Consider the following 22653-nt stretch of genomic DNA (forward strand, 5'->3'; position numbering starts at 1 on the left):
TCAAACGTCTCGTTTGACGAGTCGCTTGCCTTGATATTTCAGTGACATTGTCACTGACTCATCGGCAAGCGCCCACATGAATTACCTGATCAATTTTTAAAGAGCGTGCTCTTGACTCTAGTGAGCTCAATGAGCGCCTCGCTGTTGCCGAGCGCTTTGCTCAGCGCCCTGCGAGGAAGGCGTATTCTACAGAATCGAAGCGTTTCGTCAAGCGCTTTCTTTTGCGTCCCGCAAGCGATGCTCGCAGACCTCAAAAGAGAGCGAAGCGTGCCTCAGCGCATCCTTCGATGCCCTGTCGGCGACTCCGATCAAGTGGCGAGCATTTTACCGATTTCTCGTTGCTCGTCAAGCAGTGATTTTTCCGAGAAGCTTAAAAAAGCCTTTTCAAATCAACTACTTTTACCACTCTTTACCGCCTGTGACGTTTGCTCGTCGCCGGCAGCGGATGCGTACTTTACGGATCTCGAGGCAGCTTGGCAATAGCCTGACGTAAAAAAAGTGCGCACCGGCACATCCCCCTTATCCACACCCCTCTCCTCATGACACCTCAGTGGATAACCGTGCGCCCGAGCGGGGAGCACGATGGGCAAGCTGCAGGGCGTTCAAGTCCAGGAACCAAGCGCCGAAGGATAGGGAGAACAGCAGAGAGGGGGAAAAGCAGAGAGGGAGAGCCGAAGGCGAAGGAAGGGAGCGGAAGAAGAAGAAAAGAGCGAGAACCGCTGATCGCGAGCAGAAAGCGGCTACGCCAGCCAGGCCGCGAGCTGGCAGAAATCCGCCAGCTCGCTTAATCGACGGGAACTCAGGATTTCAGCTTGCGCATCAACGCCAATGCAGGACCGGATGCGACATAGGTTCCAAACAGCAACAACAGCATGACCGAAGGCTCGATGGAGATCACCACAAAGCCAAGCACGATGGCCAGCAGCACCACAAAGGGTACGGGCCCTTTCAAGTCCACGTCCTTGAAGCTGTAATAGCGAATATTGCTGACCATCAAGATGCCGGCAGCACCCACCACCAGCAGCATCAGCAGCTTGAACCCGAGTGCAGTGGCATCGAAGCTGTGGAAGGTCCAGACGCTGGCAGCCACCAGTGCCGCCGCCGAGGGGCTGGGCAACCCGATAAACCATTTCTTGTCGACACTGCCGATCTGGACATTGAATCGCGCCAGCCTCAAGGCCGCGCAAGCGACATAAAGAAAGGCCACCACCCAACCCGTCTTGCCGATGTCCTGAAGAATCCAGGTGAAGGCGACAAGCCCGGGCGCCATGCCGAAGGAAATCATGTCCGCCAGACTGTCATACTCCGCACCGAACTCACTTTGGGTATTGGTCAAACGCGCCACGCGCCCATCCAGCCCATCGAGCACCATGGCAATGAAGATCGCTACCGACGCTGCAGTAAAGTCACCATTGAGAGCCGCCACCACAGCAAAGAAGCCGGAAAACAGCGCTGAGGTCGTAAACAGGTTGGGCAACAGGTAGATCCCCCGCCGGCGCACCTTCTTGCCGTCCTCCACTGCCTCCTCCACAACTTCGGACTCCCGCATGAAGGCGCTTGCCAGATCTTCTTCCTGCGACTCCCGCGGGGTCGGCTCACGCTTGCCTGCGTCTTCGCTCATCTCTGTCATCCATTGGCTTCGGGTATGAAAGGCATTCTACACCACTCAACCTTCACCGCCCTGCCGACGTCAAGGCAACTCTTGTCTTACCCCAGACTCGTGATAGGACTCCCCACCTCAGGCGCGCTAACAGCGCGATGCCAGCAAACGCAAAAGGGAGAAGCCTCGGCTTCTCCCTTTTGCTATACGCCGGCAGTCTGGACGACCTGACGGTCGCCCAGACAGGGCTGCATCAGTTCTTGGTCTTGTCGACCAGCTGATTGGCGGCGATCCACGGCATCATGCCACGCAGCTTCTCGCCAACCTGCTCAATCTCGTGCTCCGCATTCAGGCGACGACGCGCCGTCATGGACGGATAGTTGGTGTTGCCTTCGTTGATGAACATCTTGGCATATTCACCCGTCTGGATACGCTTGAGCGCATTGCGCATCGCCGCGCGAGACTCGTCGTTGATGACCTCAGGGCCGGTCACGTACTCGCCATACTCCGCGTTGTTGGAGATGGAGTAGTTCATGTTGGCGATACCGCCTTCGTACATCAGATCGACGATCAGCTTCAGCTCGTGCAGACACTCGAAGTAGGCCATCTCAGGCGCGTAGCCTGCTTCCGTCAGCGTCTCGAAGCCGGCCTTGACCAGTTCTACTGCACCACCACACAGCACCGCCTGCTCACCAAAGAGGTCAGTCTCGGTCTCATCCTTGAAGGTGGTCTCGATAATCCCGCTACGGCCGCCACCAATGGCTGCCGCATAGGACAGACACAGCTCCTTGGCTTGGCCAGTCGCGTCCTGATGGATAGCGATCAGGTCCGGGATGCCGCCGCCGCGAGTGAACTCGGAGCGCACGGTGTGACCAGGTGCCTTCGGAGCAATCATCACCACGTCCAGATCCTTGCGCGGCTCGATCTGGTTGTAGTGGATGTTGAAACCATGAGCGAATGCCAGCGTCGCACCTTCCTTGAGGTTCGGCTCGATATCCTGCTCATAGATGGCCTTCTGATTCTCGTCAGGTGCCAGCACCATGACGACGTCAGCAGACTGGCATGCCTCAGCGACGGAGGCCACCTTGAGACCTGCCGCTTCGGCCTTGGCCGCCGAGGAAGACCCAGGACGCAGGGCAACGGTCACGGAAACGCCAGACTCTTTCAGGTTGTTGGCATGGGCATGGCCCTGAGAACCGTAACCCACGATGGTGACCTGCTTGCTCTGGATCAGCTGAAGGTCACAGTCCTTGTCGTAATAAACGCGCATCTGGTGCTCCTGGATTCGTTTGCCTGCTCGGCGTTAATAGGTCTTGTGGTGTTCAGCGTTGATGGCCACCCGCGCCGTCTTGTGCGGCGCTGGGCGAGTGTCGACCGGCCATGACCAGGTCGCCCATCCATGCAGCCACCTTACCCGCGCACCTATATTGCGTAAAACGCTATATTTGCAATACTACATCCCAATATGTGAAACGCAGACATTCCCTCTCTTTCTTGCTCGGTGCGATATGGACCTACGCCTGCTGAAACACTTTCTCGCCCTGGCGGACACCCTGCACTTTGGCCGCGCCAGCGAATCGTGCCATGTCAGCCCATCAACGCTTAGTCGCTCGATTCAACAGCTGGAGGACCAGCTCGGAGTGAGTCTGTTCCAACGCGACAACCGCCACGTCGTCATGACCCCTCAGGGGCATCACTTCCAGCGCTACGCCAAGGAAGCGCTGGAACAGTGGGAGCAGGTACGGCTGTCGCTCCAGTCGACGGCGATGCGCTTGAGCGGTGAAATCAGCATCTATTGCTCCGTGACGGCCAGCTACAGCTTCCTCTACAGCCTGCTGGCGGAGTTCCGTCAGCGCTATCCTGATATCGAGCTGAAGCTGCATACCGGCGATCCGGCTCGGGCCATCCAGCGAGTCCTTAACGGCGAAGAGGACATGGCGATCACCTCGCGTCCCAGGCGAATGCCGGAAGGGCTCGCCTTCAAGTCACTGACCCGCTCGGCCCTCGTGTTCATTGCTCCCCAGGAGTCGCAGCCGTGGATTCCGCAGCAGCCGATGAGCCCCAGCCAACCACAGTGGCAGGGTGTTCCCATGATTCTGTCGGAGGGTGGGCTGTCGCGGGAGCTGGCTGACACCTGGTTCAAGGCGCTGGGGGTAAATCCGACGATCTACGCTCAGGTTGCCGGGCACGAGGCCATCGTCAGCATGGTCGGACTGGGCTTCGGGATCGGAGTCGTACCCCGTATCGTGCTGGAGGCAAGCCCTCTGGCTGAACGGGTCAGGATGCTGCCGGTGAAGCCGGAACTGCCCTACTACGATGTGGGTCTATGCGTACTGGAGCGTCGCCTGAAGAGCCCGTTGATCGATGCCCTGTGGCAGGAAGTCGTGGAACGCTGACACCACCCATGAAAACGCCGCCCCGAAGGGCGGCGCAAGACGTGTGCAGTGAGCGCGAAAGCCAAGTGCTGGCCACACGATCACGACCGCCGCTACAGGCTAAGTACCTTGTCACCACGGGCAATACCGGACACCCCGGTACGCGCCACTTCAAGGACGCCGACCGGCCCCATGGCCTGCAGAAAGGCATCGAGCTTCTCGGCATCTCCGGTGATCTGCACGGTGTACAGACTCGGAGTCACATCGACAATCTGAGCCCGGAAGATATCCACCGTGCGCTTGACCTCGTCGCGGGCGGCACCCAGCGCTTTCACCTTCACCAGCATCAACTCTCGCTCGATGTGGTTGCCTTCGGTGAGATCCACCAGTTTGACCACATCAATCAACTTGTTGAGATGCTTGGTGATCTGCTCGATCACCCGGTCATCGCCAACGGTGGTCACCGTCAGACGCGACAGTGTCGGGTCGTCTGTCGGCGCCACATTGAGGGTTTCAATGTTGAAGTTGCGCTGAGAAAACAGTCCCACGACCCGCGACAGCGCACCCGGTTCGTTTTCCATCAGAATCGAGATGATATGTCGCATCAGGTCCGCTCCGTCTTGGAAAGCAGCATGTCACGCATGGAGCCCAGGGGCACCTGCATCGGATAGACGTGCTCGTGCGGGTCCACCGCGACATCGAGGAACACCAGCTCATGGGTGTCTGCAAAGGTTCTTGCCAAGGCTTCCTCGAGATCTTCCTTCTTCTCGACCCTCAACGCCGTGAAGCCGTAGGACTGGATCAGCATCTGGAAGTCCGGCAGCGACTCCATGTAAGAGTGCGCGTGACGCGACTTGTAGTTGAGGTCCTGCCACTGCCTCACCATCCCCAGGGAACCGTTGTTCAGATTGATGATCTTGACCCCACCACCAAACTGCTTACAGGTGGAAAGCTCCTGCATCATCATCTGGAAGCTGCCTTCGCCAGTGACGCAGACAACTTCTTCCTCGGGGAAGTTCTGCTTGACGCCCATGGCCGCCGGAAACCCGAACCCCATCGTGCCCAGGCCACCAGACGTGATCAGGCGGTTGGGCTTGTCAAACTTGTAGTACTGCGCCGCAAACATCTGGTGCTGCCCAACATCGGTGGTAACGAAGGCTTCACCCCGCGTTACCCGGCAGATGGCCTCGATGACTTCCTGGGGCTTGAGCACTTCTCCCGGCTTGGAGGGCTCGTAGAGCTTGCCCTTGCGGTCCTCGCGCCAACCATCGATGGTCTTCCACCAGTCCTTGAGTGCCTCCGGATTGGCAATCTCATGACCTTGCACCAGGCTGATCATCTCGTTGATCACGCTGGCGGCCGGGCCCACGATCGGCACGTCTGCACGCACCGTCTTTGACACCGAGCTTGGGTCGATGTCGACGTGGATGATCTTCGCCGTAGGGCAAAACTTGGACGTGTTGTTGGTGACGCGATCGTCGAAGCGCGCACCGATGGCGATCACCAGATCCGCATGGTGCATGGCCATGTTGGATTCGTAGCTGCCGTGCATCCCCAGCCAGCCAAGACACTGACTGTCACTCTGGGGATAAGCACCGATGCCCATCAACGTGGTGGTGATAGGAAAGCCAAGCTGCTTGACCAGATCGGTGAGCCCTTCGCTGGCACGCCCCTGTACGACACCGCCCCCCGTATAGAAGACCGGACGGCGCGCCTTCAGCATCAACTCCACCGCCTTCTTGATCTGACCGGTGTGGCCGCGGCTCACCGGGTTGTACGAGCGAATCTTTACCTTTTTCGGGTAGACGTACTCGTAACGCTCGGTGGGCGCCGTCATATCTTTCGGGATATCGACCAGAACAGGACCAGGACGGCCCGTCGCTGCCAGGTAAAATGCCTTCTTCAGCACCTCGGGAATTTCGCTGGGGTGCTTGATCGAGAAGCTATGTTTCACGATCGGGCGGGTCACACCGACGATATCGGTTTCCTGGAAGGCATCGTCACCAATCAGGTGACTCATGACCTGACCGCAAAGCACGACCATCGGAATCGAGTCCATGTAAGCGGTCGCGATGCCGGTCACCGCGTTGGTGGCACCTGGACCAGACGTCACCAGCACGACGCCAGGATTGCCCGAGGCACGCGCATAGCCGTCGGCGGCATGGGTGGCAGCCTGTTCGTGGCGCACGAGGATGTGCTTTACCTTGTCCTGACGGAACAAGGCGTCGTAGATGTGTAGCGCGGCGCCGCCTGGATAGCCGTAGATGTATTCCACGCCCTCATCCTGGAGGAAGCGGGCGATCATGTCCGCGCCTGAAAGCAATTCCACAGATGTATCTCCCCTGGAGGTCTCGAGTGCGATTCGTACCGGTTATCGGCACGAAGTCGAGTGCAGCGATATGCTGCTGCCGGCGCACCGGCACCTGATGCCAAACCCTGGCGTCCGTCGGCCCGGTTGGGGCCTGCACTCTCATCACGGCGGGTCACCGCGTCGGGGCGTTGGCCAGGCGGGGCGGTTAACCCTCACCTGGAAGTCCTTCGGCGGGTAGAGGCACGCAGGCCTACCCTTCACGCGGCGTTGGGGGGTCTCCCATGGTGCCGCGCCCGCAGTCAGGAACCCACAAGATTCCAATAGCGCCCAGTGACTGTCAACCGCCGTTCTTGACCCGCACGCTCCCTGCACCGTGCAGGCCATCCCGTTATCGCTGTGATGGATCACCTGCAGTGGCCATGCCCACGACCAATGTCTAAGCCCTGGAGCTCGAAGTATTCCTGCTTGGCTGCTGTAATGAGATGGACAGGTGACACGATTCACTCTTTCACATCCAGCTCATCGTCACCACACGAACCAAGCCTGTAACGCGCGAGTTCGCTCCTGGACAACACCTTCGCGGGCACTTGGCCGAGAGCACAAGACGCCGCATGAGTGAATCGATTCACCTCTCATCATGCTCTCTTTGACGACAATCACAACAGCTCAACGAGGACTTGCCATGTCCAGAATCGTCCAATGGTCCATCACCGTCGCCCTTGCGGGCTTTCTCTTTGGCTTCGACACGGCGGTCATCTCCGGCGCCGACAAGCCGATTCAATCCCTGTGGGGGCTAAGCGACCTGCAGCATGGCCTGCTGATCATGTCGATGGCGCTGTGGGGCACAGTCATCGGTGCCATTTTCGGCAACTGGCCCACCGATACGCTCGGCCGGCGCGCCACCCTATTGATGATCGGCGTCTTGTATCTGGTCTCTGCGGTGGGGTCGGCCATCGTGTCCGATCCTTGGCTATTTGCCTTCTTCCGTCTGATCGGAGGGATTGGCGTGGGGATTTCTTCCGTCGCTGCGCCAACCTACATTTCGGAAATCGCCCCACCGCGCCAGCGTGGCTTTCTCGTTGCCCTTTATCAATTCAACATCGTGTTTGGCATCCTGATGGCGTTCGTGTCGAACTATGTGATCGGCAGCGTGATCGGTGATGACGCCTGGCGCTGGATGCTCGGCATTGAGGCCGTTCCTGCGCTGATCTACACCCTGATGATCACCCGTGTGCCACGCAGTCCACGCTGGCTGATCCTGAACAAGAACGCTATCGAGGAAGCGGCAAGCGTGCTGCGCTTGATCAATCCCGCAGCAGACGTGGATGCCGACATCGCCGCCATCCGTGACGCAGAAGCGCAAGAGCAGTCTGCCAAAGCCCCCTTCTTCTCACGACGCTATCGCCTACCGCTTCTGCTGGCCTTTCTGATTGCCTTCTTCAACCAACTCTCGGGCATCAACTTCATCATCTACTATGCTCCACGAGTGCTCGAGGCAGCCGAGCTGGGCAGCCAAGCCGCCTTGCTCTCCACCGCTGGCATCGGATTGGTCAATCTCATCTTTACCATGATCGGCATGTCGCTGATTGATCGCTTCGGGCGACGCACTCTGCTGTTTATAGGATCGGCGGGATACCTGGTCTCTCTGGTCATGATCTCACGAGCCTTCTTTGCAGAGGCGCTAGGCGGCATCGAGGTTCCCATGCTGCTGGCACTGTTTATTGCGGCCCACGCCATCAGCCAGGGTGCCGTTATCTGGGTCTTTATCTCGGAGGTGTTTCCCAACCACGTGCGCGCCCGAGGACAATCGTTTGGCGCCTCCATTCACTGGGTATTTGCGGCGCTGATTACCTTGGTCATGCCCTGGATTCTCAGCACCTTCAATGGTGGCCCGGTGTTTGCTTTCTTCGCCCTCATGATGCTGCTGCAACTGCTTTTCGTGATGTTCCTGATGCCTGAAACCAAGAACGTCAGTCTGGAAGAGCTGCAACGACATCTGGTAGGCGACAACGTCAGGCTGCGCCGCGTCCGACTTTCCGGGGCACGTGTCCTGCGCTGAACGATGGGCCAGCGAGACGCTGCCCTCTTTTCACCGGCAGCATCTCGCCATGGGGCAAACTTGCAAGACAGTGTCCGCCAGCGAGAGACCCGGCACCGCTATCAACATTGCCCGGCCCAGCTATCACAATAGCCCGGCCCTGCTGTCACAATAGCCCTGCCCTGCTATCACAATAGCCCGCCCCTGCTATCAAAAAGCCCGCCGGGTGGGGAACCGGGCGGGCAAGGGGGTCACAGGACGCAACCTGAACTTCAGTATAGCGAGAGGCATGAAATCTGCCTGATAACGCTTACCGATACTTCATAACAGCAAAGACTGTAAGTGAACTCATCCCCTTCATGATGAAGGGGATGACACCCAAGGGCTTAAACAGACGGACGACCGGGCACACGTCAGTGGGCAAAACGTAGCTGACCGTCATCCGCCACCACTCGAATCACCTCTCCGGGGGTGAACTTGCCCGCCAGCAAGTCCTGGGCCAGCGGATTCTCGATACGGCTTTGCACCGCTCGCTTCAAGGGACGCGCGCCATAGACGGGGTCGAAGCCGACCACCGCCAACAAAGCCAGCGCTTCGTCGCTGACCTCCAACCCCAGTTCGTGTTCAGCCAGGCGCGAACGCAAGCGCTCGAGCTGGATGCCGGCGATCTCTTGAATCTGCTCTTGCCCAAGCGCGTGGAAGACCACCACCTCGTCGATTCGGTTGATCAACTCTGGGCGGAAGTGGGTACCCACTACCTCCATCACTGCCTGGCGCATGCTGTCATAGTCCGCGTCATCCCCACCAAAATGCTGAATGATGTCGGAGCCCAGATTCGACGTCATGACGATGACCGTATTACGGAAATCCACGGTGCGTCCCTGCCCATCGGTCAGGCGCCCGTCCTCCAGCACCTGCAGCAGAATGTTGAAGACGTCTGGGTGGGCTTTTTCCACCTCATCCAGCAACAACACCGAATACGGCTTGCGACGTACCGCCTCGGTCAGGTACCCACCTTCTTCATAGCCGACGTATCCGGGGGGAGCGCCGATCAAGCGTGCAACGGAATGCTTCTCCATGAATTCAGACATGTCGATGCGAACCATGGCTTCCTCGGTATCGAACAGGAAGTTGGCCAACGACTTGCACAATTCGGTCTTGCCCACGCCGGTGGGGCCAAGGAACAGGAAAGAGCCATTGGGACGCTGAGGATCTGCCAATCCCGCGCGTGAACGGCGCACCGCATTGGACACCGCTGTGACCGCCTCTTCCTGGCCGATGACGCGCTCGTGCAGCGCCTCTTCCATACGCAATAACTTGTCGCGCTCGCCCTCCAGCATCTTGGCCACCGGAATGCCGGTCCACCGGGATACGACCTCGGCAATTTCCTCCTCGGTGACGTTGGAGCGCAGCAGGGTGTGATGGCGCGTATCGGTTTCCGCGTCCCCGCTCTCGGCAATCTTCTTCTCAAGCTCCGGAATCACCCCGTACTGAAGCTCCGACATGCGCCCGAGGTCACCCTGGCGTCGTGCCTGCTCCAGATCTACCCGCGCGCGATCAAGCTCATCCTTGAATTGGGCAGCTCCCTGAATGCTGGCTTTCTCGGCCTTCCAGATCTCGTCGAGATCAGCGTATTCACGCTCCAGCTCCTCGATCTGCTCAACGAGGGTTTCCAGTCGCTTGCGCGAGGCTTCATCAGTTTCCTTCTTGAGGTGCTCCCGCTCCATCTTGAGCTGAATCAGGCGACGATCCAGACGGTCCATCTCCTCAGGCTTGGAATCCAGCTCCATGCGAATACGTGACGACGCCTCGTCGATCAGGTCGATGGCCTTGTCCGGCAACTGCCGATCGGTAATGTAGCGGGTCGACAGCTTGGCGGCAGCGATGATCGCCCCGTCCGTGATATCCACACCGTGATGAACTTCGTAGCGCTCCTTGAGCCCGCGCAGAATCGCGACGGTATCCTCTTCGCTCGGCTCATCCACCAGCACCTTCTGGAAGCGACGTTCGAGCGCGGCATCTTTCTCGATGTACTGACGATACTCGTCAAGGGTGGTGGCACCGACACAGTGCAACTCACCGCGAGCCAGCGCCGGCTTAAGCATATTGCCGGCGTCCATCGCCCCCTCGGCCTTGCCTGCGCCCACCATGGTGTGCAATTCGTCAATAAACAGGATGACCCGGCCCTCTTCCTGAGCCAGCTCATTCAACACCGACTTCAGGCGCTCCTCGAACTCACCACGAAACTTGGCGCCAGCCAACAGGGCTCCCATATCCAGCGACAGCACGCGCTTGTCCTTCAGCCCTTCTGGCACTTCACCATTGATGATGCGACTCGCCAGGCCCTCGACAATAGCCGTCTTGCCGACCCCTGGCTCGCCGATCAATACCGGGTTGTTCTTGGTGCGCCGCTGCAGTACTTGAATGGTGCGACGAATTTCATCATCGCGACCAATGACCGGATCCAGCTTGCCATCCGCAGCCCGCTGGGTCAGATCCAGGGTGTACTTCTCCAGCGCCTCCCGACTGTCCTCGGCGTTGGCATCATCCACCTTCTGGCCACCTCGAACGCTATCAATCGCCGTCTGCAGAGACGCCTGGGTGACCCCTGCCTGGGTAAGGACCTTTGACACCGCGTGCTTCATGGCCAGCGCGGCCAGTAGCACCAACTCGCTGGCGATATACTGATCGCCGCGTTTCTGGGCCTCTGCATCGGTCAAGTTGAACAGCTTTATCAGATCGCGAGAGGGCTGCACCTCGCCATCAAAGTGGGCAACCTTTGGCATATCGTCGAGCAGACCTGCGAGTCCATCTCGCATCCTTGCGGCATCGCCGCCGCACTTCTGTACCAGCGCCTTGATGCCGGTATCGCGATTGTCGAGCAGTGCCAGCAGCAGGTGTGCGGGCTCCATCTGATTGTGTCCACGGCCCACGGCCAACGACTGGGCATCGGCAATGGCTTGCTGAAGCTTTGCAGTAAACTTGTCGAAACGCATCGATATCTCCTTGGGGATGGCGATGCGATCGGACGCACCGCGTGACCCTGTCAATGTGACTTGACAGAGATATGGCGGTGCTTTAGCAAGGTTTCAAGTCGGGTTGGCGCTGCTGCAGCGGGCGTGCTGCAACGCCAGGGGCTTAGACTCCAGGCGCAGGCTGGCAGGTGACATATCGACACTAGGTCCTGTCGCAGAGCTGCGAATCACGGTCTCGCTGACGACTCGACACCCCCTGCCCCAGCCCTTCGGCAATCCGCCCAAGTTGCATGACGACCTTGGCCCCCACATCCTCGTCTCCCCCCGCCTGCTGACGCCGACGGTACTCTGCACACACCGAGGCCCAGCGCGCTGCATCGTCGGGGTCCATCGTGCCTCTCAAGGCACGTAGCTTGAGCAGGTTTTCTTCCGCACCGCTGGTCAGCAGTTGCGCCTCACCCTGGTAGTGATCGTCGATCAGTGCATCGATATCGCCGTCGGTCATCGCAGGGGACAGCTTCTCCACCAACTTGGCCATGTTGCGATAGCTGCCTTGAAGCAGAAATGGCGGCTCTTCCCGGTAGCTGTCGGCTTGGGCACTGGACGCGATATAAGCGCCATTGACCTTGAGAATGACGTCGCGTATCCGCTGCATTCTGGTCAGCAGGGCGACAATCTCATCTCTTTCTGCCCCACTGTAGTCATGTTCCAGCTCACTGACCGGCACCTCCCTGCCAGCGGCCATGTCGATGAACCGATAAACGTCCTCCATACCCCGAGTCAACAGAGGGGCCAGCACCGGGTGAGCGCTCAAGCTATTCTCGATGTACGACTGGGCAAAGATGGTCGCTGTGCCGGAGAGAATATCGCCGAGATTGTAGATATCAGCACGGTTGGCAAGCATGTCAGGCACACGAAACGCCTTGCCCTCCTCGGTATAGGGATTGCCGGCCATCACAATGCAGAAGCGTTTTCCCCGCAACTGATAGGTACGCGAGGTGCCGCGCCAGACACCATCGATGGTGCGTGTGGCGTCGCTCAGCGAGATGAACTTCTGCAGGAACTCTGGATCCGTGTGCTGGATGTCATCAAGATAGAGCATGACGTTGTTGCCCATTTCCAGCGCCAGGTTGACCTTCTCCAGTTCGGCTCGTGCCGTGGCATGAGGCGCCTTCTGTGGATCGAGCGATGTCACCTCTCGCCCCAGACTCGGGCAGTTGATCTTCATGAAGATAAGGCCCAGACGATGGGCGACATACTCCATCAGCGTGGTCTTGCCATAGCCGGGGGGTGAAATCAGCATCAACAGCCCCATCAGGTCGCTGCGTCGCTTCGCTCCCACGGTACCCAGTTGTTTGGCCATGTTGTCGCCAATCAACGGCAAATAGCTCTCGCTGATCAATCGGTTGCGTACAAAGGACGTCAGCGGGCGAGGCCTGAACGCAGTGACATCAAGACGCCTGCCTTGTTCTTCCAGCACGCTCTTGCGCAGGTCCTGCAGCTGCTCCCACGCAGGCTCCACCCGTGCCAGATGGTGTTCGAGACGATGCTCGAAGTCATCAAGGCGAAGCATCAACCTGCGTGATTCGATCAGGCCATGATCGCCGAGCAATCCCTCGACGGGAACGCTCAACTCAGCCTCCCGCGGCGTCTAGGACAGCTGGTCGCCAGCGTCGATCATCGCCACTACCTCGTCCAGATAGTAGCGCTCCAACTCATCGATACCCGCCGCGTGACTCCAGGCACTCAGCCAGCGTCGGGTCGCCATCCAGCGGTCTTCCGCACGCCGGGTCAGGGCCTGTCGCATGGCCTCGAAGGCAGCTCTCTGCTGGCCACGATCTAGCGCCTCGCGAAAGGCGTTGGCCAGCCGGTCCGCATGCTGAGACACCTCGATGCCCTGCTGATCGGCTGCCAGCCATTCGACCAGATACGTCGCGGCTTCGTGACAGCGCTCCTCCGCCCCCAGCGCCACCACCAACTCATAGGTGGAAAGCAGCGGTGCGAGTTCTGCCACCAGGTCGCGTTTCAGCTCGTCGCTTCCGTATTCCCGCAGTATCTGTCCTGCGCCCACACAGTGGGCAATCAATTCCTGGGCCTCGGCGGTCGGCAACCCCAGCCAGTAGTGAAGACCCACTGCGCGTGCCAAGGGCGAGAAGCGCAACAGCCCCGCCTGACGTCTGGCCGGCTCGAGCACCGCGATAATGCGAGCCGCATCATGGTCATGCACCCCTTGCTCGTATCCTTCACGGAAGCGGGGAGCCGCAAACTGCCGAACGGACGCCTCGAGGGCATCCATGTCCGCCGTGTCCACGACAGCATCGACATGCTGCAGGTAACGATACGCCAGATATTCACCACGATAGACCTGTGGCGACTCGGAGGGCAGGTGCTGCGTCCATAGCGGTGACAGGGCCTGGAGCTCAGCACAGGTCAGCGCCTCGTAAAACTGGGTACCGGTGATATGGAGAGTGAGCTGGTCGTCTCTGGGTACCAGCGTCAGCGAGACCTCCTGGCGATTGACGGAGAAGCGATGACGCGGCCCCAGCCGGATAACCTGCCCCCCGTCTTCAAATAGGTCGGCACGATCCCTGACGCTGCACAACGCCGCATCACGGACAGCCACCAGCCGCGCCTCCAGATCATCCGCCTCCATGGTGGCGCCCAGCTCACGCAGGCTCGCGACCGAGTCGGTGACCTTCTCGATCATCGGGTCGGCGGCGAGAAAGGCCTGCAGAGCCGCCTCTTCCTCGAAGCGCTCCGCCCGACGAGGCACACCGTCGAGGATCCGCTCAGCCGCCTGAGACATCGCCATCACCCGCCCACGGCGCTGCTGAGCCAGCTGTTCACGCTTGGTCTCGATGGCCTCCTGGCAATGCTCTCGCTGCTGAACAATCGAGGTGAGAAACGCCGCCTGCTCGCCAAATTCGGCCTCCAGTTCCTGCAGCAGGTCCAACATGCGGGTCAACAGCTCAGTGGCGTCATCCGGCGCGGAAATGGCCGCGATACCCGATGCCAGGCTCTGTTCGAACAGTCGCAAGCGCGCTCCAAAGCGAGCCTTCTGTTCGACAACCGTGAGCTCCTCGAGGCGCCGTTCCGCTGACGTGCGCTCGCGATTGAGCGAGGCAAACACGGTCGCCAGCATCTGATTGACGTTGACCTCAAGCTCTGGATTCTTGCCACCCAGGGTAGCCAGCATGGCCTGGACCAGGTCCAACCCTTCGGCGATCTCGCGATAGTCCGCCACGCAATCCGCCAGCGCCTGACGAGCCGTGGCCTGCTGACTTCTGTCCACCAGCGCCGCAAGGCTATCGCGGTAGCCCTGCAAGGCGTCTGGGGTGGCGAGAAAGGCAAGGGTCCTGTCAATCAGGCGCTGCTCGATCTCCGCCACGGTCTGGTCCATGCTGTCGACCGCTTCAACATCCACATAACGACGCTGCGCCAGGGTACGCACGTCACCGCGAAACTGCCGAACGGCCTTCAGCTGTCGCAGAAATGGCTCTGGATGGTGCCAGCTATCCGGTGTGATACCTCGCTTCAGTGTGCTCAGCTGTGCCGACGCTCGGGTGACCGCCTCGGCGGATTGGCGACGGATCTCTTCGACTTTTTCAAACTCGTCGCCGATCGTCTCTGCCGTTTCCCGAATACACTGAATCTGTTCAGGCAGGTGCTGGACATCCGTCTCGCCGTCTTCTCCCGGCAGGGGGATTTCATCGATCCTGTAGTACTGCTCGAGCAAGCGATCGCAGCCCTTGATCAACTGCGCCAGGTACGCATCGTAGGGTTGCAGTCCTCGCACCAGCCCTGCCAGGTCGTTGAGCTCGGCCAGTCCCCGAACCAGCTCCGCGTTACCGATACGGCCTAGCTGGCTGTCATTGTCAGCGGCGTGGCGAGCATGCTGGATATCAGACAGAAAGGGGGTAATCCATATCTGCAAGGGGTGCACCAACGAGGGTTCACGCTCCGCATTGAACAGCACCAGATGGCCGTTATCGAACAGCGCTGCACCGTGTCCCAGCAATGGCGCATCGGCCTGCTTGGTGACCAGGTTGTAGCGATAGAACACCACCCTCCCGCTGCTGCCGGCATAGAAGTGGTACAGCACATCTTCGCCGTTGGGCGAGCGAACGGATCGCAACAGACGCATGGGCTCGGCCGGTACGTCAAAGGTCTTGAGCTGACCATTGCTGAGCAGATACCCAGACGCAAACATCAGCCCGTGGTTGTCTGGCAGCAGCACAATGCCGCTATCCATCGCATCACAGCGCTGAATACCTCGCGTCGGCCGGTGGAAGGCGTAGTAGCGCATCACCTTTTCGGCGAAAGGGCGAATCCTGACGAGCAGCAGCTCGCCCAGGTCGGCGTACTCGACACTGGCGTCATCCAACGACTGCGAGTCAGACTCCACCCTGTCGGTATAGATCCCCTCGCCGCTGTCGGTATTGTTCTCGACCTTGAAGGTCACCGAGCCGCCGAGGTTATCGACGAACAGCGTATCGGCAATATTGATGTGCGGAGAACGCCCCTGAACATGGTCGTCTCTGCTGACTCGCCGCCAGGCAAAGTCAAAGCGGTCAGGCAGACTCAGGTCACGGTCGCCGCGGTTGTCGATGTAGCGACTGACGTTGCCAAGGGCGTCCAGCTCCCAACGGAAGACTCGACGATCCTCGAGCTTCTCGCCAATCTGGAAGTCCATCAGCAGCATGCCCTTGAGGATCACCAACTGGGACAGCGTGGCATGACTGTAGTACTGCTGGAGTTCCTGGAAATCGGTATTGAAGCGCTCGTCGGTCAGAAAGCTCTCCGACACCCCCAACTCAGCAACACTAAACGCATGCTCCTGGTCATCGACCCGATAGAGACGAAAAACATCCTCCACGCGCAGCGCCCGCTTGAGGCCTAGCTGAACGTGAAAGCCAAACAGCATTTGGTCGCCAATACGGACGGCATCACGGGCAATCGACTTCAACTCGGTGCGCACTCGACCTCGCCCCAGCAACACCATCGAGGTAGCGCCAAAGGTCTGTTCACGCAGGGTGTTGAGGGAAGCGCTCAGTCGTTCGAGTTGCTGCCCTTGTGTGGCCAGGCGGCGAGCAAGCAGTGCATAGGAAGAACCATCTTCGTGAAGCTTGACGTGTTGGGGATCGGAGTCAGCCATGGTGCCGGAATGCCTATTGCAGAAGTGGAAACAGCATCGTTGCGATAGCCCGGACACGGCCGAGCTATCGCTGGATGTGTGAGCGTCTTACTGCTGATGATCCTTGGCAGAAGCACGGCTCATTGCATTGCCGGCCAGACCAGCCATGAGGGTTTGCAGCGCGGGCGCCTTGTCCATGACGCCCTGCACCCCCTTGCCGATCCCCAACCCCTTGGAGAAGGTATCGAAGATGCCACCGTCACCGCCGATCAGCTCAAACTTGGCGCCTTTCAGTGCTTCCGCCATCACTCGTCCATTTTCCTGCACCGCTACACGCTGCATATCGATGCTGGCCAGCGTCTCCTTCTCAAGCAGCTCAAGGTTCATGCGGAACTGCTCGAACTCACGAGCATCGGCAGACATGGCGTCGTACGCCTTCAACTTCTCGACCAGACCATTGGCTTCGGCCCGGGCCAGGGCTTCTCGAGCAGACGCCTTCGCCAGCCCCATTTTTTCCTCACCAGACGCTTCTGCCTCGAGGCGCTGTTCAAGCACTCGAACATCCGCAAGACCCGCATCTTCGTCGGCCTTGGCCTTGACCGAAATGACCTCTGCCTCAACCAAGCCTTCCGCACGCAGGGCCTTGGCGCGAGTTTCCTGTACCTGCGCCTGCGCCAATCCCTCGGCAGCCGCCAATGCCTGCTGGCCGCGAGCCTGCTTTTCATCTGCGACCGCACGCTTCTCCGCCGCCTCTGCCTCGGCCTGGGCACGCACCAGCACTTCGTCGGCTTCCAGCTTGGCACGCTCAAAGGCAGCCTCGGCCAGGCGCAGCTCCTTGATCTTGGTCTCTTCTGCCTCAGCCTCGGCGGCCACCACGCTGGTGACCTTGCGGCGATCAGCCTCGGCACGGTTTCGCACATCCCGAATATGCTCTTCTTCCTCTGCCACGTTGCGCTCCACCGAGATGCGCTCGCTGGTGATCACCGCGATCTCCTTGCGCTCGACTTCCAGGGTCTTCTCCATGCCGATACGCTCGACCTCGACGCTGCGCTGACGGTTGACGTCCTCGAGTTCACGCGCCTGCTGGATACGCACTTCCTCGATCTGTACCGCGCGCTCCCGCGCCTTTTCGGCCATCTCGACCTGACGGCGCATGTTCTCGCTGGCGACGGCGAGCTCTTCGTCGGTCTTGATACGCGCCGCTTCAGCCTTGGCCCGCTCCTGCTCCTTCACCTGCTCTGTCTCGGCTTCCTCACGGGCTCGAATCGTCTCGATTTCCCGAGTCTGGCGGGCCTCAGCGTCAGCCTGCGACTTGTCCAGCTCGAGCGAAGCCTCACGGGCCGCAACGTTCTTGCGCTTGATTTCCAGCTCCTGGTCGCGCTCAAGCCGGTTGGTATCCAAGTTGTGGGCCGCCGTGATTTCGGTAATGCGACGAATGCCTTCAGAGTCGAGGATGTTATTGGGATCCAGGGCAGACTTGGGCGTCTGCTCCAGATAATCGATAGCGACATCTTCCAGCACATAGCCGTTGAGATCTTCACCGATGGTCTGGATGATCATGTCGCGAAAACGCTGCCGCTCCTCGAACAGCTGCATGAACTCGAGCTTCTTGCCGACGGTCTTGAGTGCCTCACTAAACTTAGCATTGAACAGTTCATTCACCGCGTTTCTATCGGAAGCACGGTCGACGCCAACGGACTTGGCAACCCTCAGGACATCCTGCGCGGTCTCGTTGACTCGCAGATAGAACGCGACCGAGATATCTGCTCGCAGGTTATCCTTGCAGATCAGTCCTTCTTTCCCTTGGCGGTTCAATTCCAGGGTAATCACCGAGATCTTCATCGTTTCATCACGATGAATGACGGGCAGTACCATGGCCCCGGTAAAGTAGACCTTGGGGGTCTTGGACATATCATTGACGATCAACGCCTGCCCTTGATCAATCTTCTTGTAGAACGCCTTGATCAACAACATGATTGATACAATGACCAGCACGATGACGCCTACCACTACCAAGGCGGGCATCACCCACGAAAAGTCCATTTCAAACGGCATAATATCTTCCATTGATCGCACCCCATTCCCTGTCGTATATCGTTATGTTTCGGCGCCTACGTTGCATATCCACGTTGGCTTGCGAAGCACTATGGAGACCCTCGCGAAGCATGATCTACATCGACCCAGCAAGACCTACCCCGGCGTGACATCTTCCACCCAGTAATAAAGCCCCCGTTCTTCCCGAACCAGCAGTACTCTCATCCCATGCTTGAGTGGCGCTACGGCCCTGACATTCACGGTCAAATCGACACCTTCCCGGCTGACCCTAGCCCGCCCTCGACAGCTATCCCTGGCCAGTCCTGTCACCACAGCGCTCAAGCCTTCCATGCAGTGTTCTTGATGGTGCTGATACAAGGTCGCAAATACGGGGCGCAGCCATCGCGCCAGCATGACGGCAAGCAGATAACCGGCCACGACGGAAATGACCAGGATTCCCAGCGAGATCATCATCCACCCGCCTGAGGACCACTGATAGGAGATAGCTGACAGCTGAAGCACGTAGCTACTAAGCCAGGAAAACAGGGACAGCAGTGTCACCGTCATGGGCAACGGGACACCATGCAGACCTAACGTCGCCAACAGGCCGGAAAGATCAAACGCCCCTTCCGCATCGATGTCGACCAGGTCCGTCATGTCGCCATCCATAAAACCCAATAGAGTAATCAGCCAATACAGCACTGACACCATCAGAAGTATCGTGAACAGCAATGTAGGGAAATTAAATGCAACAATAAAAAAACGAGACACTCCGGACATTACGGATACCCAGCTGCGGTGTAAGTCGATCCCACTTTCACAAGAAGATGACGCTAACACCTCCCTCTTAGGGACGGCATAGCCATAGTCCTACAAGCTTCTCGATTTCAAAAATTCATAAAAAAGGCACGGAGATACAGCCGTTCCCGAGTGACACATCACGGGAACAACCTAAACAAATAAACTCTGAAACATCAGGCAGCCTGTCGTTGCCTTCTCTCGTTACCGGGCAACGCCCGTGCCGGGCCTTCCACGCACGCACCTTGGCGTTGAGATACCCGGGCCACATAGCGCCTGTACCAGGCCATGAACAAGAGAAGCAGCGGAGAGCACACGAAAAGAAGGGAAAGACGTACAACAGGCAGAGCAGCGCACGGCGGCCAACAGCACTATCTGGGTCACACCTTGGCAGGCAGCGTCGCCTTCATCGGGCCGCAGCGCATCGTCCACAGGACTACAGAGCCACAGGGAGATCCTACGCCACCGCCCGTCGCCGATGGCGTGGGACAAGACCATAGCGCTGTGGCTATCGCAGCCAGATGACGCTGGCCATGCGCCCCGTCACGCCGTCATCGCGGCGGTGAGAGTAGAAACGGGATTCACAGGCAGTGCAGAAGTGCCCTCCACTGACGTGAGCGACACCCAGGCGCTCCAGTCGCAACCTCGCCAGCCGGTAAAGATCCGCCATGTAGTGACCCAGTCGATACGGGCTGGGCTCAAACGCACTGGAGGCTTCGGGATGCACACCACAGAACGCCTCCCGTACTTCAGGACCCACCTCGAACTGGGCGTTCGAGATGGCGGGTCCCAGCCATGCCAGCAGTTCGCCGGCGGGGCTCCCCAGCGAGGCGACAGTAGCTTCCAGCACGCCGCCTGCCAGGCTGCGCCATCCAGCGTGGGCGACCGCGACGCGCTCGCCACTCCGGTCGCAGAAGAAGACGGGCAGGCAGTCGGCCGTCATTACCACACAGGCATAGTCCCGAGTCGTCGCCACCGCCGCATCGGCCTTGGGCGTCTCATCGCACCAACCGTGCTGCACACTGGCGCCATGAACCTGGTCCAGCCACAGCAGGGGCCGCTCATCGCCAATTTCCTTGCCCAGCTGGCGTCGGCAGAGACTGACGTGCTCCGGTTTGTCGCCTACATGACTGGCGGTGTTGAAAGCGGCATAGGGACCCTGGCTGGGCCCGCTCTCGCGAGTAGTGACAAAGGCGCCCACATTCGCCGGTGCCGGCCAGTCTGGCAGGATAACGCTGGGGCGAAGATCAAGGGCATCCGTCATTGCATGGTCTCCGCATCAACGCGCAGATAATCCAGCAGCATCAGCAAGTCATCCGGCAGCGCGGCGTGGAAACTGACCTCCTCGCCATGACGGGGATGCACAAAGGCCAAGCGGCGAGCGTGCAATGCCTGGCGAGGAAACTCACGCAGAATTTCCTTCAATGTCTGGCCCGCCCCCGGTGGCAGCTTGAGTCGACCACCGTAAACCGGATCACCGATCAGCGGAAAGCGCCGGTGGGCCATATGCACCCGAATCTGGTGGGTACGGCCGGTCTCCAGCTTGCAGCGCACATGACTGTGGGCGCGGAAGCGCTCGACGACCCGATAGTGGGTCACCGCCGGTTTGCCCGATGCGGTGACCGCCTGGCGCTTACGATCCTTGGGATGACGTCCGATCGGGGCATCAACCGTTCCTCCGGAGGTCATCTTGCCCACCACGATGGCGTCGTACTCCCGCGATACCGTGCGGGCCTGCAGCTGCGCCACCAGGTCCGCGTGGGCGGCCAGGGTCTTGGCCACCACCATCAATCCGCTGGTGTCCTTGTCGAGGCGATGCACGATACCCGCCCGGGGCAATGTCGCGGCATCAGGAAAGTGATGCAGCAGTGCGTTCAGCAGGGTGCCGTCAGGGTTCCCCGCAGCCGGATGAACCACCAGTCCCGGCGGCTTGTTGACCACCAGTACATCATCGTCCTCGTAGACCACATCCAGTGGGATGTCTTCGGCATCAAAGCGCGTATCGTCGGCGATATGCGCCGTCAACGACAGTCTTTCGCCGCCGTGCACCTTATCCTTTGGCCTGGCGGTCGCGCCATCCAGGGTCAAGGAGCCATCCTTGATCCAGCCCTTGAGGCGCTCCCGGGAAAAGTCGGAGAACAGCTCAGCCGCGGCCTGGTCGAGGCGAAAGCCTGCCATCTCAAGGGGAATGCGGTGGTGAACATCGAGGGTCTGGGACATAGGTGCGGACGACGTCTCTTGGCATGAAAGTCAATGGAACCAGTGGTTCGCCTGCGCCCAAAGCGTGTTCCGAAGTGCAGGAGGACTGCGTTTCAGGACAAGGTGCTTTATAGTGGGCGGATCGCGGCCGATTCTACCACGGCCGACCCGGGTTGTTTGACACGAGGACCAAGATGCGCGTTTTCACTATTTCCGCTACTCGCCTGGGCGCCCTGGTGTTGATGGGCGCGGTGCTCGGCGGCTGCGCCAGCAACGACGTCGAAGAAGAGCGCTACGACGGCGCTACCGAGCGCCAGCTCTATCAGGAGGGCCGCGAGGCGTTGGAAAATGGCAGTTTCACCACCGCCATGAACCGCCTGGAGGCGATCGATACCCGCTTCCCCTTCGGCGACTATGCCGAGCAGGCCCAGCTTGAGCTGATCTACACGTACTACGAAACGGACGATTGGGAGGGCACTCGTGCCGCCGCCAGTCGCTTCATTCGTCTGCACCCCAATCACCCCCAGGTCGACTATGCCTACTACATGCGAGGCCTGGCCGCCTGGCAGGCAGGTCGCTTCAGTCTTGAGTCGCTGAAAGTCATCGACATCTCCGAGCGTGACCTTGGGGCCACCCGAGATGCCTATACCGATTTCACTGACCTGACCAACCGCTACCCCGACAGCCAGTACGCACCCGATGCTCGTCAACGCATCATCTATTTGCGTAACCTGCTGGCCCAGCACGAGCTCCACGTGGCTGACTTCTATCTGCGCAAGAAGGCTTACATGGCGGCAGTCCAGCGCGGCCGCTGGGTCATCGAGAACTACCCCCAGGCAGAAGCGACCCGTGACGCCCTGGCGGTCATGGTCGAAGGCTACCTGGGCATGGGCATGCGCGATCGCGCCAGCGAGACCCTGCAGGTACTGCTCGAGAATGACCCCGACAACGAGCGCCTCGATGGTCGCCGCTTCGAACCCAAGTACGTGGACGAAGCACCGCTCAGCGCCTGATCACGATACAAGCGCGGATTGCGATGGAAAAAGGGGCTGCTGACGCAGCCCCTTTTCTTGATGGTGACGTCTTGCGGTCACAGCGCAGCCTCTGGGCCAGCGCCCTCTTCTGGCCAACGCCCTCTTCTGGCCAACGCCCTCTTCTGGCCAGAGCGCCCTCTACGGAACAGCGCCGC

The 22653-nt window shown here is 59.6% G+C and carries 14 protein-coding genes; 3 read left to right on the forward strand and 11 right to left on the reverse strand.

Translation table 11 applies throughout. The annotated features are described in order from the left end of the window. Positions 1-799: 799 nt before the first annotated feature. Both pssA and ilvC read right to left on the reverse strand, forming a co-directional pair. Positions 800-1621 carry a CDP-diacylglycerol--serine O-phosphatidyltransferase gene (gene pssA, locus KUV45_RS03260; protein WP_206943964.1) on the reverse strand — a complete coding sequence of 274 codons (822 nt, stop codon included), beginning with the start codon at positions 1619-1621 and terminating at the stop codon, positions 800-802. Between the two features lie 232 nt (positions 1622-1853). Beyond that, positions 1854-2885: a ketol-acid reductoisomerase gene (gene ilvC, locus KUV45_RS03265; protein ID WP_224852159.1), complete on the reverse strand. Its 1032-nt coding sequence runs from the start codon at positions 2883-2885 to the stop codon at positions 1854-1856. A gap of 223 nt (positions 2886-3108) precedes the next feature. Here ilvC and ilvY point away from each other — a divergent pair, with 223 nt between their 5' ends. After that, positions 3109-3996: an HTH-type transcriptional activator IlvY gene (gene ilvY, locus KUV45_RS03270; RefSeq protein WP_206943966.1), complete on the forward strand. Its 888-nt coding sequence runs from the start codon at positions 3109-3111 to the stop codon at positions 3994-3996. A gap of 92 nt (positions 3997-4088) precedes the next feature. Here ilvY and ilvN read toward each other — a convergent pair whose 3' ends face one another. Continuing rightward, positions 4089-4580, reverse strand: a complete 492-nt coding sequence (ilvN, locus tag KUV45_RS03275; protein WP_206943968.1) for an acetolactate synthase small subunit — start codon at positions 4578-4580, stop codon at positions 4089-4091. After that, positions 4580-6304 carry an acetolactate synthase 3 large subunit gene (locus tag KUV45_RS03280; RefSeq protein ID WP_206943969.1) on the reverse strand — a complete coding sequence of 575 codons (1725 nt, stop codon included), beginning with the start codon at positions 6302-6304 and terminating at the stop codon, positions 4580-4582. Before KUV45_RS03280 ends, ilvN begins: the two co-directional genes overlap by 1 nt. A 619-nt stretch (positions 6305-6923) precedes the next feature. On the opposite strand from KUV45_RS03280, the gene KUV45_RS03285 reads away from it, so the two are divergent. Further along, positions 6924-8345, forward strand: coding sequence for a sugar porter family MFS transporter (locus tag KUV45_RS03285; RefSeq protein WP_206943970.1), 1422 nt, complete (start codon positions 6924-6926; stop codon positions 8343-8345). A gap of 392 nt (positions 8346-8737) precedes the next feature. On the opposite strand, the gene clpB is transcribed toward KUV45_RS03285, so the two are convergent. From clpB to rluD, 7 genes are all read right to left on the reverse strand, one after another. Further along, positions 8738-11320, reverse strand: a complete 2583-nt coding sequence (clpB, locus tag KUV45_RS03290; RefSeq protein WP_222164054.1) for an ATP-dependent chaperone ClpB — start codon at positions 11318-11320, stop codon at positions 8738-8740. Positions 11321-11501: 181 nt separating this feature from the next. Beyond that, a complete protein-coding gene (locus tag KUV45_RS20270; protein ID WP_224852141.1) occupies positions 11502-12932 on the reverse strand; it encodes an AAA family ATPase in 1431 nt (476 codons plus the stop codon). A gap of 18 nt (positions 12933-12950) precedes the next feature. Beyond that, positions 12951-16454: a DNA repair ATPase gene (locus KUV45_RS03295; protein ID WP_224852142.1), complete on the reverse strand. Its 3504-nt coding sequence runs from the start codon at positions 16452-16454 to the stop codon at positions 12951-12953. Between the two features lie 87 nt (positions 16455-16541). Continuing rightward, complete coding sequence (locus tag KUV45_RS03300; RefSeq protein WP_224852143.1) at positions 16542-18488, reverse strand: hypothetical protein; 1947 nt, start codon at positions 18486-18488, stop codon at positions 16542-16544. A gap of 135 nt (positions 18489-18623) precedes the next feature. Next, positions 18624-19124, reverse strand: coding sequence for a hypothetical protein (locus KUV45_RS03305; RefSeq protein ID WP_206943973.1), 501 nt, complete (start codon positions 19122-19124; stop codon positions 18624-18626). Between the two features lie 649 nt (positions 19125-19773). After that, positions 19774-20529 carry a peptidoglycan editing factor PgeF gene (gene pgeF / locus KUV45_RS03310; RefSeq protein WP_206943974.1) on the reverse strand — a complete coding sequence of 252 codons (756 nt, stop codon included), beginning with the start codon at positions 20527-20529 and terminating at the stop codon, positions 19774-19776. Then, entirely contained in the window at positions 20526-21485 is a 960-nt protein-coding gene (gene rluD, locus KUV45_RS03315; protein WP_222164055.1) for a 23S rRNA pseudouridine(1911/1915/1917) synthase RluD, read from the reverse strand. The genes pgeF and rluD overlap by 4 nt, the downstream gene beginning before the upstream one ends. A gap of 173 nt (positions 21486-21658) precedes the next feature. Between rluD and KUV45_RS03320 the strand changes: the two genes are divergently transcribed. Continuing rightward, positions 21659-22477, forward strand: coding sequence for an outer membrane protein assembly factor BamD (locus KUV45_RS03320; RefSeq protein WP_206943977.1), 819 nt, complete (start codon positions 21659-21661; stop codon positions 22475-22477). Positions 22478-22653: the final 176 nt, after the last annotated feature.

The organism is Halomonas sp. DP3Y7-2, assembly GCF_019800795.1.
In the GTDB taxonomy this organism is placed as follows: Bacteria; Pseudomonadota; Gammaproteobacteria; order Pseudomonadales; family Halomonadaceae; genus Halomonas; species Halomonas litopenaei_A.

Excerpts from the sequence above, each read along its gene's own strand:
- KUV45_RS03300 (WP_224852143.1), bottom strand. The coding sequence starts at position 18,488 with ATGCCGTTTGAAATGGACTTTTCGTGGGTGATGCCCGCCTTGGTAGTG.
- pssA (WP_206943964.1), bottom strand. The coding sequence starts at position 1,621 with ATGAGCGAAGACGCAGGCAAGCGTGAGCCGACCCCGCGGGAGTCGCAG.
- ilvN (WP_206943968.1), bottom strand. The coding sequence starts at position 4,580 with ATGCGACATATCATCTCGATTCTGATGGAAAACGAACCGGGTGCGCTG.
- ilvY (WP_206943966.1), top strand. The coding sequence starts at position 3,109 with ATGGACCTACGCCTGCTGAAACACTTTCTCGCCCTGGCGGACACCCTG.
- rluD (WP_222164055.1), bottom strand. The coding sequence starts at position 21,485 with ATGTCCCAGACCCTCGATGTTCACCACCGCATTCCCCTTGAGATGGCA.
- KUV45_RS03320 (WP_206943977.1), top strand. The coding sequence starts at position 21,659 with ATGCGCGTTTTCACTATTTCCGCTACTCGCCTGGGCGCCCTGGTGTTG.
- KUV45_RS03305 (WP_206943973.1), bottom strand. The coding sequence starts at position 19,124 with ATGACGGACCTGGTCGACATCGATGCGGAAGGGGCGTTTGATCTTTCC.
- KUV45_RS03295 (WP_224852142.1), bottom strand. The coding sequence starts at position 16,454 with ATGGCTGACTCCGATCCCCAACACGTCAAGCTTCACGAAGATGGTTCT.
- pgeF (WP_206943974.1), bottom strand. The coding sequence starts at position 20,529 with ATGACGGATGCCCTTGATCTTCGCCCCAGCGTTATCCTGCCAGACTGG.
- clpB (WP_222164054.1), bottom strand. The coding sequence starts at position 11,320 with ATGCGTTTCGACAAGTTTACTGCAAAGCTTCAGCAAGCCATTGCCGAT.
- KUV45_RS03285 (WP_206943970.1), top strand. The coding sequence starts at position 6,924 with ATGCTCTCTTTGACGACAATCACAACAGCTCAACGAGGACTTGCCATG.